Genomic DNA, 17,000 nt, shown 5'->3' with positions numbered 1-17,000 from the left:
GACTTGGGACCTTGGACCGGCTTTTTTGAACTTTGAACTCAGAGAATGCCCAACTTCTTGAGTTCCTCCTGATAGTATTTCCGCAGAAGGATATCCCATTCCTGGCTTCCTTCAGGGATCTGCCGTTTCTGAGACATCAGTTTGTTGCGGGCCGCCCCCTCGATGGTTTCTTCGTCCTTCATCAATTGTTCCATGATTTTGAAGATCTCCTGGCGAATGGTGTTGCGGTCCTCAAGAAAATCCACGTTCTCAATCTCCGCCAGTCGGTCCACCAGCAGATGCGAGGTGTGAATAATCTTCTCCCGGGAGAGCTTCATCGTTTTTTCCTAAAGGACAATCTTGCGCTCTCGCGCCAGCTTCGTCTTGATTTTCCGGAACATTTCCTGGTACGAGATCCCATCCTGTCGAATCGTGTCGGAATGCTGATTCAGCAGGGCGCGAACCTCCTCGTTCAGCTTGTCTTCCATGGACAGTTCCTCAAGGATGATGTCCCGAAAGGTCACGACGAGCTGATCCGGATCGCGTGCTTCAATCATATCGCGTTCAATCAGCTTGTCGACGATCTCGAAAGCCATGTGGGAAACAAATTCTTTGGCAAGCTGCATGGTTCAAAATCCAATAAAAAAGGCTACCGAGCCGAAACCCGTGTAGCCTCCGTCAAAGGGCAATCCGTGGGCGTGAAATCAACCGACGCAACTCATACGGGTGTCTCGGGTGTTAAGAAACCGGGTCTTGCTCCAACCGTTTAAGACAATGGCGGGGACGACGGGGCTCGAACCCGCGACCTCGTGCGTGACAGGCACGCGCTCTAACCAAACTGAGCTACGTCCCCTTACCGTCCTTCTTCGATCCCTTGACCGAAGACTGGTGGGCGGTACAAGACTCGAACTTGTGACTTCATCCTTGTAAGGGATGCGCTCTACCAACTGAGCTAACCGCCCTGAGCTTCTCCGCTCCGCGGGAGAGCTGATTTCTCATTTCTCAGATCCGGGACTTGTTAGCCGTTCCACCCACCAAACTCATGCTGAACCTGGGCATCGCATTACAAGTCTCTCAAGCATTCAAGCATTGGCCGCAGGGGATATTACACGAGGCCCCGAAACGTGTCAAGAAACCCTCCGAGGCGGAACAGCTACTCCTTTCCGTCCGTCATTCCCGCATCACCTTGCTCTTCCGGAGCAAGGATGTGCGCAAGGCCTTCTCTTCGATGTGATACTTGAAGGTCTTTTTCCCATCAAGCAGCAAGACCGGGATCTCGTCCTTGTACCGTTCGCAGAGGTCGGCGTCGTCCTCGATATTAATCTGCTCCCAGGGGAGGGCGAGGGCGGCACACACCATCTGGACAACTCTCTTGGCATCGTCGCAGAGATGGCAGCCGGGTTTGCCCAGTAATTGAATCCTCATGAACACCCTTTCGGGACCGTACGGAGAGCGAATTGTAGCACAATTGATTGTAGCACAATTGATTGTTGACCCCCGTGGAGCGCTGTGTTATTGTCTGCGGTTTGAACCCCCGCGCCAGGGGTCACCCAAGGACATCGACTCCAAAGATACTTGTTAAACCGTATGGTGAAGGAGGATTTTCGAGTGCAAGGGAAATACTATTTTACGTCCGAGTCAGTAACTGAAGGGCATCCCGACAAGATTGCGGATCAGATTTCGGATGCGGTTTTAGATGACATCCTAGGAAATGACCCGACGGGGCGGGTGGCATGCGAAACCCTGGTCACCACAGGGATGGCCATGGTAGCGGGTGAAATCACCACGACCCATTACGTCGACATCCCTAAGGTCGTCAGGGACACGATTGAGGGGGTGGGTTACACCGACGCCTCTTATGGCTTTGATTATCTCACCTGTGCGGTGATCACCTCCATCGACAAGCAATCCCCCGACATCGCCCAGGGCGTCGACGAACGAGCCGCCGAGGGCAAAGACAGTGGGGAACAGGGGGCGGGAGACCAGGGGTTGATGTTCGGCTATGCTTGCGATGAAACCTCGGAACTGATGCCGATGCCCATTATGCTGGCGCATAAGCTGACGATGCGTCTGGCTGAAGTTCGTAAGAAGAAGATCCTGGATTACATCCGGCCGGACGGCAAGTCGCAGGTCACCGTGGAATACTCCAATGGAAAACCCCAGCGGATCGAGGCAGTCGTCGTCTCCACGCAGCACAATCCTGAAATCAAACATGGACATTTGAAGGCCGAGGTCATCGAGCATGTGATCAAGACTGTGATTCCCGCTCAATTCCTCGACCAGAACACGAAGTTTTTCGTCAACCCGACGGGCCGGTTTGTCGTGGGCGGCCCCCAAGGGGATTGCGGACTGACGGGACGGAAGATCATTGTCGACACTTACGGCGGCATGGGGCATCACGGGGGCGGCGCGTTCTCAGGAAAAGATCCGACCAAGGTGGATCGATCCGCCTCGTACATGGGACGACACATCGCCAAGAACATTGTGGCCGCCGGATTGGCCTCACGGGTTGAGATTCAGGTGGCGTATGCCATCGGCGTAGCAGATCCCGTCTCGGTGATGGTCGATACCTTCGGCACGGGGAGAATCGCCGACGAAAAGATCTGCGATTTGGTCCGGACGACATTTCCACTGCGTCCGCGCGGGATTATTGAATACTTGAATCTTCGACGCCCGATCTACAAGAAGACTGCCGCCTACGGCCATTTTGGTCGATCGGAAAAGGATTTCACCTGGGAGCAAACGAACAAGGCCGAAGCACTGCGCACCGGCGCGAGACTGGATCTCCCCGTCGGGGCCAAAGCTTAGCAATTCAGGATCGATCTCGAGATAGGGACAGACACCTTTTCTTAAGCAGCTTCGTAGGAATGGCAGCAAAGCAGGTGTCTGTCCCTCTTTTTTCATTTCAGGAGTCCTCATGAGCACAACAGTCAAAGTGAAAAGCGATATCAAGGATGCCGCGCTTGCCGAAAAGGGACGCAATCGCATCGAATGGGCGGAGCGGCAGATGCCGGTCCTGCGCCTGATCCGCAAAAGGTTTGAGGCCGAGAAACCGCTCCAAGGCCTCCGTCTCTCGGCCTGCTTGCACGTCACCACCGAAACCGCGAACCTGGCATTGACCCTAAAGGCCGGAGGAGCGCAGGTCGTCGTGTGTGCTTCCAATCCTTTGTCCACGCAGGATGACGTCGCCGCCTCCTTAGTGGTGCACCATGGAATTCCGAGCTTTTGCATCAAGGGGGAGGACAACGCCACCTATTATTCCCATATTACGTCAGCGCTGGATCACAAACCTCACATGACGATGGATGACGGGGCTGATCTGGTCAGCGTTCTTCATTCCAAGCGAACTGACCTGTTGGCGAATATCGTGGGCGGAACCGAGGAGACCACCACCGGTGTCATCCGGTTGAAATCGATGGTTCGGGATGGCGCCCTGAAATACCCGATCATCGCGGTCAACGATGCCCAAACGAAGCATCTGTTTGACAACCGTTACGGCACCGGCCAATCCACGATTGACGGGATTATCCGGGCTACGAACATCCTGCTGGCCGGCTCCACCTTCGTGGTGGCCGGCTATGGCTGGTGCGGCCGCGGGGTCGCGATGCGGGCGAAGGGGATGGGCGCCCATGTCATTGTGACCGAGGTCGATCCCACCAAAGCGATCGAGGCGGTCATGGATGGATTCCAGGTGATGCCGATGGCCCAGGCGGCGCCGCGAGGCGACGTGTTCGTTACCTTGACCGGTGACAAACTGGTCATCCGCAAAGAGCACTTTGAGAAGATGAAGGACGGCGCGATCTTGGCCAATTCGGGCCACTTCAATGTGGAGATCGAAATCCCGGCGCTGGAGTCGATGGCCGCAACGAAGCGCACGGTGCGTGATTTTGTCGAAGAGTACAAGATGGCCGACGGGCGGCGTTTGTTCTTGTTGGGTGAGGGTCGACTGATCAACCTCACTAGTGCGGAGGGGCATCCCGCCTCCGTCATGGACATGTCTTTTGCGAACCAGGCCCTTTCGGCGGAATGGATGGCCCGCAACGCCGGCAAACTCGAGAAAAGAGTGTACGGGGTTCCCGAGGAAATCGACAAAGAGATTGCCCGGCTGAAGCTCGAGAGCCTGGGCGTTTCCATCGACACACTGACCCCCGAGCAGATCGAATACCTCGCGTCCTGGAGTGAAGGAACATAAACAGCCGCTGTCTTTGTTCTTCCTCGTAGGGGCGCACAGACGTGCGCCCCCGTGATGATAATACGAAAACAATCTCCTCGTAGTTAAACAGCCCGGTCCATTGGCCCGGGTTTTTTATTCCCTGCGCTCCCGAGGGCGCACAACTCCCTGCAACGCAGGTCGCCAGCAAATGGGGGTTCACCGGAAATAACGCACACGTGACAAACCTGGCCTGCTAAAGAATCAGTTGTTGTTAGCAAATTAAAATGTCCGCTCTTTTTAGCAAGTGAAATGTCCGCTTTTAGGTTGAGAGTACTTTTTGTTGAAATGATGATGATGAGGCCTGTGGGAAAGTGGGAATCCCGCTTTTTGGGATTTCCACTTTTCCATCAGGCCATGGTTCTTTCTTTTTTTGCTTCTTTTTTTCTTTCTGTGAATCCACCGGCTTTTCCACAAGCGGCTTGGGACGAGGCCGCAGCACGGCGATGGGGCCGACCGGGGCGGGGTCGTAAGGGCCGAGGCGGTGAGCCCCGTAACCGATCGTCAGGCTTCCGTCGAGGTGCTCGAAGACGATGACGCGACAGCCCGCCAGGCTGCGGTGCCAACGCGTCGGCTCGATCTGCAGGACTTGATTGTCGAACCGCACGGTGTTGTCGCCGTTCACCACGCGCTCCTGTTGCACGGCAAAAATCTCATCCAGATTCCGCCCGCGCGCCGAGACGAAGGCGGTGCCGGGCTGCGCTGCTTTCACCGCAAAGCGACGGTTGAATTCGGCGATGTAGTGCTGGCGCAGGAAGTCATTGGCCTCTTCCAGCGTCGTGATCTGCCGCAAGCGAAGCTCCTGCGGGAGTCGTCCCTGCCAAGTTTGGAAGTTGCGCTCACTGCGCCCCCGGGCCTGCGGAGAATAGGCCGCGATCATGTGGACCCCCAACTGCCCCAGCGCCCGTCCCACCTGCGTCACCCGCTCCCGATCCACCCCCGCGCCCGCCTTCGGCGTCACGAAGAAATGGCTGCCCCGATCACTGTAGAGCGCGCAGAAAATCCCCCGTTCCTCCACCACCGCCCGCAACCCCGCCATCACCGTCCGCGTCGACTCCTCTTCCACCAACTGCGCATAGTAGATCTCGCTGCTGGCATCATCGAGAATCGCAATCAAATCGAAATACCGCCCGTCTTGAAACCACCGATGCCGACTCCCATCGATGTGCACCAGCATGCCCGGCAGCGGCCGCCGCTCGCGTCGCCGCCGATGCACCCCCCGGGCTCGCCGCTTCTTCACCAAGCCCGCTTCCTGCAGCGCTTTCTTCACCCAGCTGTAGCTTAGCGGAATCCCGTGTTCCTCCCTCAGCTTCTCGTGAAAGTGCCGCACATTCAAATCAAAGTAGCGGTCTTGATATAACCGCAGCACCTGCTCCACCATCGCCACCGCCACCCGTTTCGGACTCGGCTGCCCCAACCGCCGGTCGTACAGCCCGTCATACCCATATTCCTCATACCGCTCCACCCACCGCCGCATCTGCCGCGGACTGATCCCAATGATCTCCGCCGCTTGAATCCAGTTAATCTTCTTCGCCATCGCCCTCAGGATCACTTCTTGAATCTTCATGGCCCGCCTTAACGCGCGCTCCGGGTAGAGCTTCATGTCGGCCTCCTGACAAAAGCCCTACCTTACGCCGCTTTGAGCGGACACTTCACTTGCCATTTACACCGGACATATCATGTACTAACGACACTGCTAAAGAATCAGTTTGCTTTTCGGTCCAGCTCGCAGTAAGGTAGGAGCGTTCAACAGGCCCCGAAGTAGTAGCTTTTCCCCATCTATCCATCCAACAGCTAGCATGGCTTTTTTTGTACAAACGGAAAATAAGGTAGGCCGTTCCAATCGGCTTTATCCTGAAGTGGCTTGGAACCGAGCCCCCAATGGCGAAAAACAAGTATCACCGGATTGGCAATGCGCTGCGGATGCTCGCGTAGATACCTTCAACGGTTGGCTGGAGGGTTGCCAATGCTTCTACACACCCTGTCTCGCCTGGAAAGACTTCTTGCCGTACTATATCAGTCTGTTCCTGGAGACCACCTCAATCTGCGTGAGCGAGAACAACGTCATTCCCGCGTTTCTGGATATGGTGTTCGAGCAGCGGCTGTGCAGCCCGCGGGAAGGCATGAGCTGAAGATGAACTTCTACGCGCATACTTTGAAAACCTCGAAAGGTGAAAACCTTTTTACGTTCGTGGAGTTCGCAAACGAGCGCCTGACCGCACAGGAGTTTGCAAGACGAACTGGCGCGTCGCACACACTCGCAGACCTGGCCGAAATTCAACTCGGGTGGCAGCCCCTTTCCAGCCATCTCATTAACGTCGCCGAACAATCGTGCAAGCTTGCCGAAGCTTTCAAGCTTGGCGAAGAAGGCTTCTTGGCTGGCTTGCTTCACGACCTCGGGAAATACCGCCGCAAATTTCAACTCATGTTGCGCGGATTGGAGGAGGAAGCTCCTCATGCTTACGCGGGCAGCAGCGTTTGCCAACGTGGAGGCTCTGCCGGTTTCATGGCCGCTAGCTTCGCTATTGGTGGTCACCACGCTGGCCTTCCGAATGGAATGGCTGTGAATAAAGAAAGGATTCAGCGGCAGGAAAATGTTGCCGGCCCTTCGATGGAGTTGGTCAAAACTGCGCTTGCTGACGTCAAAGAGCAATTTGACAAGACCAGGGGGACACACGAAGCCGACCAACTCCGACGGGGTATTGAGCATCTGGAGGACTTGCCAAACCATCGGCCAGCACTGCGTTCGCAAGGAAAAGATCCACTCGCTTGTGAGTTCTTGACGCGGCTGTTGTTCTCCGCGCTTGTGGATGCTGACCGGCTGGACACGGAACGGTTTACTCAACAATACAAGGCTGACACCCGCGAAAACTACCGCAGGCAGGCACCGACTGTTTCCGAATTGTGCCGAATGCTCGACAGCTTCATTGGCAAGAAATCGGCCCTCGAACAATCGGACGAAGTCCGCACCCTCCGCGAATCCGTTCGGTTGTCCTGCGAGCGGGATTCGCAGCTTCCGCGAGGCATGTTCACTCTAAACGTGCCAACCGGCGGCGGAAAGACACTCGCGTCCGTGAACTTTGCTTTGCGCCACGCGGAGAAGCACGGCTTGCGACGCGTGATTGTCGTCGAGCCATACCTCAGCATCATTGACCAAGTGGCGAAAGAATTCCGAGAGGCGTTCGGTCAGATGGCAGTGCTTGAACATCATAGCCTATCCACTTCTTCTCCCAAGCCGGTCGGCGACGACAATCCAACTGCGCTGGACCTGGCCGCAGAAAACTGGTCCGCCCCCATCATTGTGACTACGACGGTTCAATTCTTTGAGAGTCTGTTCACCGACACGCCAGCCACTAGCCGCAAGCTACATAACCTTGCCAACTCGGTCGTGATTTTTGATGAGGTGCAAAATTTTCCTCGCCATCTTCTCCTGCCTCTCCTAGCAATGCTCCAGCAGTTTTCTGAGTTTGCAGGGACTTCCTTCGTCTTCATGTCAGCGACACTCCCTGATTTCAGCGCGACGGTTCAGAGCGCGATCCGATTCGGCGAATACGCCTCTGCCCTGCCAAACAACAAGCCAATCCAAGCAACGCTGCAACGATTCCCGCCGCTCTACAGGATCAGCGACGCAGCGCGCCCGTTCACCATCACCTCTCGTGTGAACTACGATTGGGAAGAAAGTCTGCCCGGCTTGAGCGCATGGCCACAAATCGCCGACGCGATCCAGGACTGTTCGCAGAGCCTGACCGTCGTGAACCTCAAGCGCCATGCCCACGCGCTCTGCTGCGAACTATTGAAGCGGGGCGTTCGCGTCCTCCATTTGTCTACAAACCTTTGCCCTGCTCACCGCCGGGAAATTTTGCAAGAAGCTGCCGACCTGCTGAAAACCGAGCAGAAATTCGCTCTTGTGGCAACGCAATGTATCGAAGCCGGCGTGGACATTGACTTTCCTGTTCTTTTTCGGGCTGTTGGCCCGCTGGATTCCATTGTTCAAGCTGCGGGTCGTTGCAACCGGCACGGGGTTCGCCCGCAGAAGGGCCGGGTCGTCCTGTTCACGCCGGAGGACGAGGGGCGAGAGGAAAAAATGAAGCTCCCACCGTCCGCGATATACCAGCAGGGAACGACCGAGACTCAGTCCTCGTTTTGGAAGCAAGACTTGGACAACCCGGAAACATTTGTCCGCTACTACGATCGGCTCTTTCGACTGGATTCACTCGACCAGCCGACTCACCCGGACTTCCGAGACCGGAAGATAAACCGGGACTCGCGACCCAGCTTGGCCTTTGAGGATACTGCCAAAGCATTCCAAGTGATTGATTCACCGACGACCTCTGTGTTTGTGGGCTGGTCGGGGCGACGCCATTCCGTACAACGACTCAAGCGCCTTATCCGCGCAACGCAATTTACTTCGGGCCGACTGTCGCGCGTGATGCGGATGGTCCGGCGTTTTCAGGTCAACATCTACGAGCACGAGTTCCGTACCTATAGAATGCTTTTTGAGGAAATCATTCCAGGCGTTTTCTTCACCACCGCGTATCATTCGGAATACGGCCTCAACCTCAACGGCCACTGGCCACAGGATTTCGCATGCTAAAACAATACTACAAACCGCCGCTTGGTGAAGTCTCGGTCAAAGTGTGGGGTGCGCTCGCCTGCTTCACACGGCCGGAATTCAAAGTCGAACGAGTTTCCTACCCTGTTATGACGCCATCTGCTGCCCGTGGCATTCTAGAGGCAATCCTGTTCAAACCTGAATTCAGCTTCGCCATCACGCGCATCGAGGTCCTTCGACCGCTCCGCTTCGTTTCCATTCGCCGAAACGAAGTGCAAAAGGTCGTTGATCTCAACCGCGCCAAGGACAAGTGGCTGACGGGCGAAGAACCCGTGGAGCATCTGCTCGCCGACATTAAGGGCAGGTATCGAGAGAAGAAGGATGTCAAGAAGCAAATCACCCAGAGCAGCCCACTTCTTGGTCAGGAAGAGAATTGCACGCAACGAAATATGCTGGCTCTCGCCGACGTGGCTTACAATATCTTCGCTCAAATAGTTCTCCAGAAGGAGAAGGCCAAACTGCAAAGCCGGTTTGGTGGACTGCGCCTAATTGACAACATCCGAAAATACCAGGCTACCTTCACCCGACGAGTCCTGAAAGGGCAGTGCTACCATCGGCCTTCGTTTGGCTGCCGCGAGCTTTGCGTGCAATTCGCTCCTGTTGAAGCTAAGGTCACTGACGATGCTGGTGAACCGTTGCCTTCAGAAGCGCTGAAGACCTATGGTGTTGGCGAAGTCGGCGAACCGCTGGGCCGCATGCTTTACGACATAGTTTATACAAACGACGGCGATCGGCTGTACGCCAAGTTTTTCGACGCTGTCGTCAGGCAGGGCAGCCTGGACACCCGCGAAGACGTGCTCCGCCGTGCCAATCGGATTCACGAACGTGAAATCGAGAAAGGAGAAATTGAGCCATGATCCTGCAAGCCCTCAAGGAATACGGGGACAGCGTCAAGCCAGCAGCAGAACAAGGGATCGTGGCCGATGCCTTCGACGACAATGTAACCATTCATTGGCTGTTGGAGATCGATGGTGGCGGGAACTTCGTTAACCTGCATTACCGAGGCGTCGAACAACGCGACGAAAAAGGGAAGAAGAAACCGGACAGGTTTGCGCCGCTGCACCGCGTCCCCAAGGAAGTGATCAATTCACGCTCGTCAGGCGGGAATCCGCAATTTCTTACGGACAACCTGGAATACTATTTTGGGATTTCCGACAGTAAGCTTGGATCGAAGAACCGCGATTCGCACGTCGCCCGAGTCAAAGAGTTCGCTGACGCCTTCCCAAACGACTGGCGCGCACAAGCGATCAAGAAGTTCTTCGACAACTTGGCTGCTGGCAAAATCCAGGTCGTGTGGGATGGGAATCCGTCTCGCGGCGCTGGCAAGCTAGTCGTTAAGGTTGATACCACCGAAAGAAGATTCGCCGTAAAGAAACCGAAGGATCGGATAGCGGTATGCCTTGCGGAAGACAACTTGCTGCCGGTTTTCCAAGCCTGCACAAATGTGCGTGTCTTCTGGAGTCGCCACTTTGTGGCTATCAACGCGGAGCGGCAGAAGCCAGGAGAAGCAGGCAACGAGCCGCCCTGTATTTGCTGCGGAGAACTGAAACCTGCAGTGCCTACGTTCGACCAATTCGATGGGCTTCCCGGCGGAAAGACCTATCTAATTTGTTACGGCAAGGATGCATTTCATTCCTACGGGTTCGAGGACGGTGAAAACGCATCGCTTTGTTTTGAATGCATGAAGTCCGCTATTCGGGGGATCGAGGTGCTTCTGAGGAATCCCGCCACGCATTATCTTCTGCGCGATGGAAAACCGAAACCGGGCGAACCAGAAAGCGTTGCCCCGGTGATGTTCACTTTCTGGTCGAGAGAGCCGACGGAGTTCGACTTTGGAAAAATCAGCACAGCCGATCCTCAATCAGTGAAGGAACTTCTCCAAAGCGTTCAGCGCGGACTGCCCAGAGAGATCGCCGAGCGGAAGTTCTACATCCTCGGATTCTCGCGCTCCAGCAAGCTACGCACGTTGATACGGTACTGGAGCGAAACCAACATTAAGGATATCGTGCAGAATCTGGTGGCGTGGTTTGATGGCCTGAGAGATCGCTTCGGGGAGTACGGGCCGAACTACAAACCGCTATCTCTCATCCGCCTTTGCCGGATGACCGTGCGGCAGCCTGATCAGCCCGGCGACGAGTGGAAGTTTCCGCCGGTTGTTTCCACCGGTTTGTTTCTAGGCGCCTTCTTGGGAAAGTCGGTCCCGCCGCCCGTGTTACAAATGGTCATCAATCGGGTCCGGATCATCCCGCAAACATTAAAAGACGAACAAGCCGCGGCTGCTGCAAGGGCTGCCGGCAAATTGGAACCTGATTACAAACTCAAACCAGAACGGATGGCGCTACTGCGCCTTACGGTGAATCGCCTTATGAAAAACAACGAACAACCATTTGATGTCGGTCTCGACGTGGACCGAAGAGAACCCGAATACCACTGCGGACGCCTACTCGCTGTCTGCGACGACGCAATGCGATGGTCCAACAGCGAGCACAAATCCACTGTGGCAGACCGCTACATGAGCAGTGCATCCTCAGCGCCCTGCAGCGTGTTGCCGGTCGTTTATCGGAATTCCCGCCATCACCTGAACAAACTCAAACGGGATTTGCCCCCGAAGTTCCAGCAGCTCGAAAAGCTGCTGGATGAAATCCTGAGCAAGCTCAAATCATATCCCCCGACACTGACTCCCCAGAAGGCAGGAATATTCATTCTTGGCTTTCACCACCAGCGCCAATACTTCTTTCTCGTCTCGCGGTACGCGAAGCTCAAAAAGCAGCAAAAGAAGGGCGAGCTTCCTGACGAGAACAAAAAGGAATTGGAAGCCTTGGAAGACTTCGTGAACCGGGCACGCTTCGACATTTCCCTGCTGGCTGATCTGCCGAACGAGGAAGGGTCAGAAGCGCCTGCTGTTCAGTGAAAGTGAATATCAAACAACCTTAAACTACAAATGGTGGAGATTATGAAAAAACCGGACACGCCAAAACACGCTTACCTCGACACGCTCGATCAGCTCGGCGCAAGAACCGTCAACGGGCGCCAAGAGTTCGTATTCTTCTTTGACGCGCTTGACTGCAACCCGAACGGCGACCCGGATGCTGGCAACCTGCCGCGAATTGATCCCGAAACCCAACATGGGCTCGTAACCGACGTCTGCATCAAGCGAAAAATCCGCAACACGATCCAGATGTGGGCGGACAACCAATCACCGTACCGGATTTTTATCCAGAACACGGAGGCGCTGAACAGCCTCATTGCCAAGGCGGAGCCCCGAGCAAAGAAGGAAGCCGACCCGAAGACTGGCAAGGAGAAGGAAATTGAGCGGAACCGGGAGGAACGGGAGCACGCCAAGAAATGGATGATGGACAACTTCTATGACATCCGCAGCTTTGGCGCGGTCATGTCCACGGGCGCGAACGCCGGTCAGGTCCGCGGGCCGATTCAGATCGGATTCAGTCGTTCAATTGACCCCATTTTCCAAGTGGACTGCTCAATCACCCGGATCGCGATCACTACCCAGGAAGATTTTGAGCGCAAGCAAACGGAGATGGGGCGAAAGGCGCTGGTCAACTACGGCCTGTATCGGCTACACGGATTCTACAATCCTTTCCTCGCGTCTCAAGACCTGAACAAAACCAGCGGAACCGGCTTCAAGGCAGCCGATCTCGCAGTTTTGTATCGCGCCCTGGCGAACATGTTTGAGTTCGACCATTCCGCGAGCCGAGGCGAGATGCACGCGCAAGCGCTCTTTGTGTTCGAGCACACCGACTCGTTGGGCAACGCCCCATCTCACCAATTGTTCCAACTTATCCCCAAGCCAAATCGGGTCGACAACAACGTGATTCCCCGGAATGTCACGGATTATTGCTTTGCGTCGCTGCCGAAGAACGGCGAGTACGTTGCCGGTTTCCCGAAAGTCATATTCCACACATTGTTGAATAACATTCCGGTAAATGCAGAAGAAGTTGACAACGTATAGGAAGGTCGCCTTGGCCTTCTCCCTCTGCTCTGCTTTTCGTGAAAGCTGGGGATTGCTGAACCTTCATCAACTTGCTGAGAACGGTAGCCGGTCAGGCCAGATTTATGGCTTGCCAAGTCGGATTTGAAGCCCTGTGATAACATTGCAGAACCCAAATTCGGAAGTTCCAAACCAGGCGGAGGCTTTCCCGCTCTCCCTGCTCAACGACTACGCCTTTTGTCCGAGGCGTGCCGGCTTGAAACTGATCGAGGGTCTACGCGGAGACAATGAGCACACCGCCCTCGGTACGCTGCTGCACGAGCACACCGACGCCCCGGGTTACGAGACCGAGAACACGGTGACGTTGCTGCGGGCGTTGCCGCTCTTTTCCAATCGCTACGGCCTGGTCGGCAAGGCGGACATTGTTGAGATGCGAGACGGGAAGCCAACTCCCGTCGAATACAAGAAAGGGAAGAAGCGGCCCTTCGAAAACGACGATATCCAACTTTGTGCCCAGGGTCTTTGCCTCGAAGAAATGTTCAGCGTGGAGGTGCCCCAAGGATTTATTTATCACGCCGCAAGCAAGCGCCGGCGTGATGTCATTTTTGATGGCCGGTTGAGGACGGAAACGGTTTACGTCATCGAATGTGTGCGCAAGATGCTGGCGGAAGGCCGGGTGCCCCCAGCGGTGTTGCTGCCGCACTGTGAGGGATGCTCGCTGCGCGGAGTGTGCCTTCCCGAAATCACCCGAGCACAGAGCCACAAAGAGCAGGAACAGTTTCGACGCGCTCTGTGGTCGGAGTGATTCCGCACGTGGGAACCGAGCTTCTCTGCTTGGCAATTCTGCAAGGCCCTGTTTTGTCGGCAAGAATTGCGCAGTTGACCAGCTCGGGTAGCCGCGATGGATGCTTTCCCCACCGCGGGCTCTTGGCGGTCCCACGGAACAACCCGGGATGAATCGGTCCGCCAAAAAGCCGGCGGACCGATTCATCCCGGCTACCAGAGCAATGCTGGGACGGATCTCAGGCCGGAGTTGAGAACACTATGGAAATCAAACAGAACACACTTTACCTCACGACTCAAGGGGCCTATGTCTCCCGAGATCACCTTACTCTGAAAATAGAGGTGGAGAAGGAATTGAAGTTGGCGGTTCCAATCCATCACCTGGAATCGGTCTGCATTTTCGGACACAGCCTGATGAGCCCTCCCGCCGCGGAGTTGTGCTGGGAGCACGGGGTGCCAATCAATTACTTCAGCGAAAACGGCTACTTCATCGGCCGCTGGGAAGGGGTGCCGAACACCAGCGTGCTGTTGCGTCGCGCCCAGTACCGCGTGGCGGATGATCGACGGGCTTCGGCGCTGATTGCGCGTCAATGCGTCGCCGGCAAGCTGCAAAATTCACGCCAGAGTGTGTTGCGCTCTGCCCGGGAAACGACAGCAACAGAAGAACGAGATCGGCTGCAGTCTTGTGCCACCGACCTGGCGTCGTTGCTGCGCATGCTGGAGCACGTGGGAGACCTCGATGAGATTCGGGGAATGGAAGGGCAGGGGGCCAATGTCTATTTTGGGGTCTTCGATTTCCACTTGCGGCAACAGCGGGACGATTTTTCGTTTCGCGTGCGCAGCCGCCGCCCACCCCGGGACGCCGTCAACTGCCTGCTCTCTTTTCTGTATGCCCTCGTGCGCCACGACTGCATTGCCGCCCTGACGGCCACCGGACTCGATCCGTTTGTCGGCTATCTCCACGCAGAGCGGCCTAATCGTCCTTCCCTGGCCCTCGATCTGATGGAGGAATTCCGCCCCCTTCTCGCCGACCGGTTGGCCATCACCATGATCAATCGAAAACAGATCGGTCCGAAGGATTTTGCTCCGCGTGAAGGCGGCGCGGTGGAGTTTAGCCCAACCGGGCGAAAGGCCGTCATTACGGGATATCAGACACGAAAACAGGAAACCGTGCAACATCCGGTCCTGGAACAGCAGTGCCGGATTGGACAGTTGATGCTTATTCAGGCCCGGATCCTGGCCCGCCATCTGCGGGGCGATATTCCGGAGTATCTGCCGTGTGTGTTGCGGTGAGCCCGCCGGACCAGCAGCAATGTGTTTTATTGCTGGTAGGGGCGCACAGCAGTGCGCCCCTACGAAACCGCGCCGGGCGACCCAAGAAGGGAAGCTGTAAACAACGAACTCAGACCGATAATGTTTATCCTAATTACGTACGATGTCTCCACGGTTGAAAAAGCCGGTCGGCGACGGTTGCGCCGGGTCGCCCAGGCATGCAAGGACTATGGTCTGCGGGTCCAGAACTCGGTCTTTGAATGCAAGGTGGATGCGAAGAACTGGGTGCTGTTGAGGGCTCGACTTCTAGAGGAGATCAACGAGAAAGAGGATTCCTTGCGATTTTACTTCCTGGACGCCGATGTGACCTTTGAGCATCATGGCACCAAGAAACCGATTGATCTCGAGGAACCGCTCATTGTGTAATGGCAATGAAATCATGCCTCGCGAACCCAAAGTGGCGGCGAAGTGCTGGACGTTTCGCGAAGTGATCAATTCTCGGCAAATCAGATCTTTATGACAATGATTTTCACGATAAGCCCGGATCAAGGTGCAATAAATTGCCCCGTTCGCGAACTGGGCAATGCATTATGTGGTAAAGGAAGCACTTAGGAAGGCCATAGTTCGCCCCGCGAATTCAGCGGGGCGCGGATTGAAACATAACTCCTCCTTTTGTCGCATCCCTTACCATCAAAGTTCGCCCCGCGAATTCAGCGGGGCGCGGATTGAAACATAGGCTTCTAGGTGTCCTAGCGGAATTTTCATAGGTTCGCCCCGCGAATTCAGCGGGGCGCGGATTGAAACATGACTCCTCCCGAATTAGCGTGTGAGTCGATCATGTTCGCCCCGCGAATTCAGCGGGGCGCGGATTGAAACCCCGGAGGCGTATACATGGGTGACATACCGGGGGGGTTCGCCCCGCGAATTCAGCGGGGCGCGGATTGAAACTTTAATGACAACAGACTGAGCCATTTGATACTCACGTTCGCCCCGCGAATTCAGCGGGGCGCGGATTGAAACATCGGGGGTGAAGATGAAATCAAAGCCCTAATACGTTCGCCCCGCGAATTCAGCGGGGCGCGGATTGAAACATGTACTTTGGCGGATCGGCGTACAAAAAACAGATGTTCGCCCCGCGAATTCAGCGGGGCGCGGATTGAAACACAAGGATTCCGGTTGAATCTGTCAAAAAGTCAGAGGTTCGCCCCGCGAATTCAGCGGGGCGCGGATTGAAACTTCTCTCTAATGAATTCAAGGAATGCCATCAATTCGTTCGCCCCGCGAATTCAGCGGGGCGCGGATTGAAACATAGCGGGTATCGAGCCTGATAAACGCATGACTGTGGTTCGCCCCGCGAATTCAGCGGGGCGCGGATTGAAACGCGGTTTGGCCTTCCTTGGCGGTGTCGCCGATACGTTCGCCCCGCGAATTCAGCGGGGCGCGGATTGAAACTCAGGCCATAGAGATAGAACCGCGCGATGGTTCGAGGTTCGCCCCGCGAATTCAGCGGGGCGCGGATTGAAACTTTTTGACGGTGAGTTGAGTGAACGGCCAGGCGATGTTCGCCCCGCGAATTCAGCGGGGCGCGGATTGAAACATGTTGCCCTCGCTTCTCTCCCCGCCGTACGGAGTTCGCCCCGCGAATTCAGCGGGGCGCGGATTGAAACGCTGAGTTTTGGGAGCGCTTGCCCCCCCACTGACGTTCGCCCCGCGAATTCAGCGGGGCGCGGATTGAAACACCGGGCATAGGTACATCATCGAGACCAGTGATTTGTTCGCCCCGCGAATTCAGCGGGGCGCGGATTGAAACGATTAAAAAGTTGGCGTGTTGAACAAGGATCTTCGTTCGCCCCGCGAATTCAGCGGGGCGCGGATTGAAACAAATAAAACGGTGACGGGCAGTTATTCGGTTTGCGTTCGCCCCGCGAATTCAGCGGGGCGCGGATTGAAACGTGGCAACCATGATGTGACCCAGTTGGATATCCAACGTTCGCCCCGCGAATTCAGCGGGGCGCGGATTGAAACGATCTGGATGACTTGGGGCCGCGACGCGCCGCACTGGTTCGCCCCGCGAATTCAGCGGGGCGCGGATTGAAACTAGGATAGGGTGACACTTTGGGGTTAGTGTCTTTCGTTCGCCCCGCGAATTCAGCGGGGCGCGGATTGAAACATTCGGAATTGTTTCCCGTCTCGGT

12 protein-coding genes, 2 tRNA genes, 1 pseudogene and 1 CRISPR repeat array are annotated in these 17,000 nt (G+C 55.9%); of the genes and pseudogenes, 9 read left to right on the top strand and 6 right to left on the bottom strand.

What is annotated here, in order from left to right:
• Nucleotides 1-38 precede the first annotated feature (38 nt).
• From LAO21_19330 to LAO21_19310, 5 genes are all read right to left on the bottom strand, one after another.
• Entirely contained in the window at nt 39-317 is a 279-nt protein-coding gene (locus LAO21_19330) for a DUF507 family protein (GenBank protein MBZ5554873.1), read from the bottom strand.
• Nucleotides 318-326: 9 nt separating this feature from the next.
• Nucleotides 327-605, bottom strand: a complete 279-nt coding sequence (locus LAO21_19325; protein ID MBZ5554872.1) for a DUF507 family protein — start codon at nt 603-605, stop codon at nt 327-329.
• A gap of 149 nt (nt 606-754) precedes the next feature.
• Nucleotides 755-832: transfer RNA gene (locus LAO21_19320), tRNA-Asp, on the bottom strand.
• 33 nt (nt 833-865) lie between these two features.
• A tRNA-Val gene (locus LAO21_19315) sits at nt 866-941 on the bottom strand.
• A gap of 208 nt (nt 942-1,149) precedes the next feature.
• Complete coding sequence (locus LAO21_19310) at nt 1,150-1,404, bottom strand: glutaredoxin family protein (GenBank protein ID MBZ5554871.1); 255 nt, start codon at nt 1,402-1,404, stop codon at nt 1,150-1,152.
• A 162-nt stretch (nt 1,405-1,566) separates the two neighbouring features.
• On the opposite strand from LAO21_19310, the gene metK reads away from it, so the two are divergent.
• Both metK and ahcY read left to right on the top strand, forming a co-directional pair.
• Nucleotides 1,567-2,787: a methionine adenosyltransferase gene (gene metK, locus LAO21_19305; GenBank protein ID MBZ5554870.1), complete on the top strand. Its 1,221-nt coding sequence runs from the start codon at nt 1,567-1,569 to the stop codon at nt 2,785-2,787.
• A gap of 109 nt (nt 2,788-2,896) precedes the next feature.
• A complete protein-coding gene (gene ahcY / locus LAO21_19300; GenBank protein MBZ5554869.1) occupies nt 2,897-4,171 on the top strand; it encodes an adenosylhomocysteinase in 1,275 nt (424 codons plus the stop codon).
• Nucleotides 4,172-4,655: 484 nt separating this feature from the next.
• Here the strand turns inward: ahcY and LAO21_19295 are convergent.
• Nucleotides 4,656-5,792 (bottom strand): annotated as a pseudogene (locus LAO21_19295) (ISNCY family transposase).
• Between the two features lie 345 nt (nt 5,793-6,137).
• On the opposite strand from LAO21_19295, the gene cas3 reads away from it, so the two are divergent.
• The 7 genes from cas3 (at nt 6,138) to cas2 (ending at nt 15,231) form a co-directional block, all read left to right on the top strand.
• Entirely contained in the window at nt 6,138-8,783 is a 2,646-nt protein-coding gene (gene cas3 / locus LAO21_19290) for a CRISPR-associated helicase Cas3' (protein MBZ5554868.1), read from the top strand.
• Nucleotides 8,777-9,658: a type I-C CRISPR-associated protein Cas5c gene (gene cas5c, locus LAO21_19285; protein MBZ5554867.1), complete on the top strand. Its 882-nt coding sequence runs from the start codon at nt 8,777-8,779 to the stop codon at nt 9,656-9,658. Before cas3 ends, cas5c begins: the two co-directional genes overlap by 7 nt.
• The gene (locus tag LAO21_19280) at nt 9,655-11,712 is read left to right on the top strand and encodes a type I-C CRISPR-associated protein Cas8c/Csd1 (GenBank protein MBZ5554866.1); all 2,058 of its coding nucleotides are present in this window, start codon (nt 9,655-9,657) and stop codon (nt 11,710-11,712) included. The genes cas5c and LAO21_19280 overlap by 4 nt, the downstream gene beginning before the upstream one ends.
• A 42-nt stretch (nt 11,713-11,754) precedes the next feature.
• On the top strand, nt 11,755-12,771 hold the full coding sequence (gene cas7c / locus LAO21_19275) for a type I-C CRISPR-associated protein Cas7/Csd2 (GenBank protein ID MBZ5554865.1): 1,017 nt from the start codon (nt 11,755-11,757) through the stop codon (nt 12,769-12,771).
• A 133-nt stretch (nt 12,772-12,904) separates the two neighbouring features.
• Nucleotides 12,905-13,555, top strand: coding sequence for a CRISPR-associated protein Cas4 (cas4, locus tag LAO21_19270; GenBank protein MBZ5554864.1), 651 nt, complete (start codon nt 12,905-12,907; stop codon nt 13,553-13,555).
• Between the two features lie 245 nt (nt 13,556-13,800).
• Complete coding sequence (gene cas1c / locus LAO21_19265) at nt 13,801-14,826, top strand: type I-C CRISPR-associated endonuclease Cas1c (GenBank protein ID MBZ5554863.1); 1,026 nt, start codon at nt 13,801-13,803, stop codon at nt 14,824-14,826.
• Between the two features lie 120 nt (nt 14,827-14,946).
• A complete protein-coding gene (cas2, locus tag LAO21_19260) occupies nt 14,947-15,231 on the top strand; it encodes a CRISPR-associated endonuclease Cas2 (protein ID MBZ5554862.1) in 285 nt (94 codons plus the stop codon).
• Between the two features lie 196 nt (nt 15,232-15,427).
• A CRISPR array of direct repeats spans nt 15,428-16,975; the repeat unit is 37 nt; unit sequence GTTCGCCCCGCGAATTCAGCGGGGCGCGGATTGAAAC.
• Nucleotides 16,976-17,000 lie beyond the last annotated feature (25 nt).

Source organism: Terriglobia bacterium, from assembly GCA_020073085.1.
In the GTDB taxonomy this organism is placed as follows: domain Bacteria; phylum Acidobacteriota; class Terriglobia; order JAIQFV01; family JAIQFV01; genus JAIQFV01.
The sequence above is the reverse complement of the archived record's forward strand: the minus strand, read 5'-3'. Positions and strand labels throughout refer to the sequence as shown.

Coding starts and splice junctions, on each gene's coding strand:
- LAO21_19330 (MBZ5554873.1), bottom strand. CDS start 317: ATGAAGCTCTCCCGGGAGAAGATTATTCACACCTCGCATCTGCTGGTG.
- LAO21_19325 (MBZ5554872.1), bottom strand. CDS start 605: ATGCAGCTTGCCAAAGAATTTGTTTCCCACATGGCTTTCGAGATCGTC.
- LAO21_19310 (MBZ5554871.1), bottom strand. CDS start 1,404: ATGAGGATTCAATTACTGGGCAAACCCGGCTGCCATCTCTGCGACGAT.
- metK (MBZ5554870.1), top strand. CDS start 1,567: ATGGTGAAGGAGGATTTTCGAGTGCAAGGGAAATACTATTTTACGTCC.
- ahcY (MBZ5554869.1), top strand. CDS start 2,897: ATGAGCACAACAGTCAAAGTGAAAAGCGATATCAAGGATGCCGCGCTT.
- cas5c (MBZ5554867.1), top strand. CDS start 8,777: ATGCTAAAACAATACTACAAACCGCCGCTTGGTGAAGTCTCGGTCAAA.
- LAO21_19280 (MBZ5554866.1), top strand. CDS start 9,655: ATGATCCTGCAAGCCCTCAAGGAATACGGGGACAGCGTCAAGCCAGCA.
- cas7c (MBZ5554865.1), top strand. CDS start 11,755: ATGAAAAAACCGGACACGCCAAAACACGCTTACCTCGACACGCTCGAT.
- cas2 (MBZ5554862.1), top strand. CDS start 14,947: ATGTTTATCCTAATTACGTACGATGTCTCCACGGTTGAAAAAGCCGGT.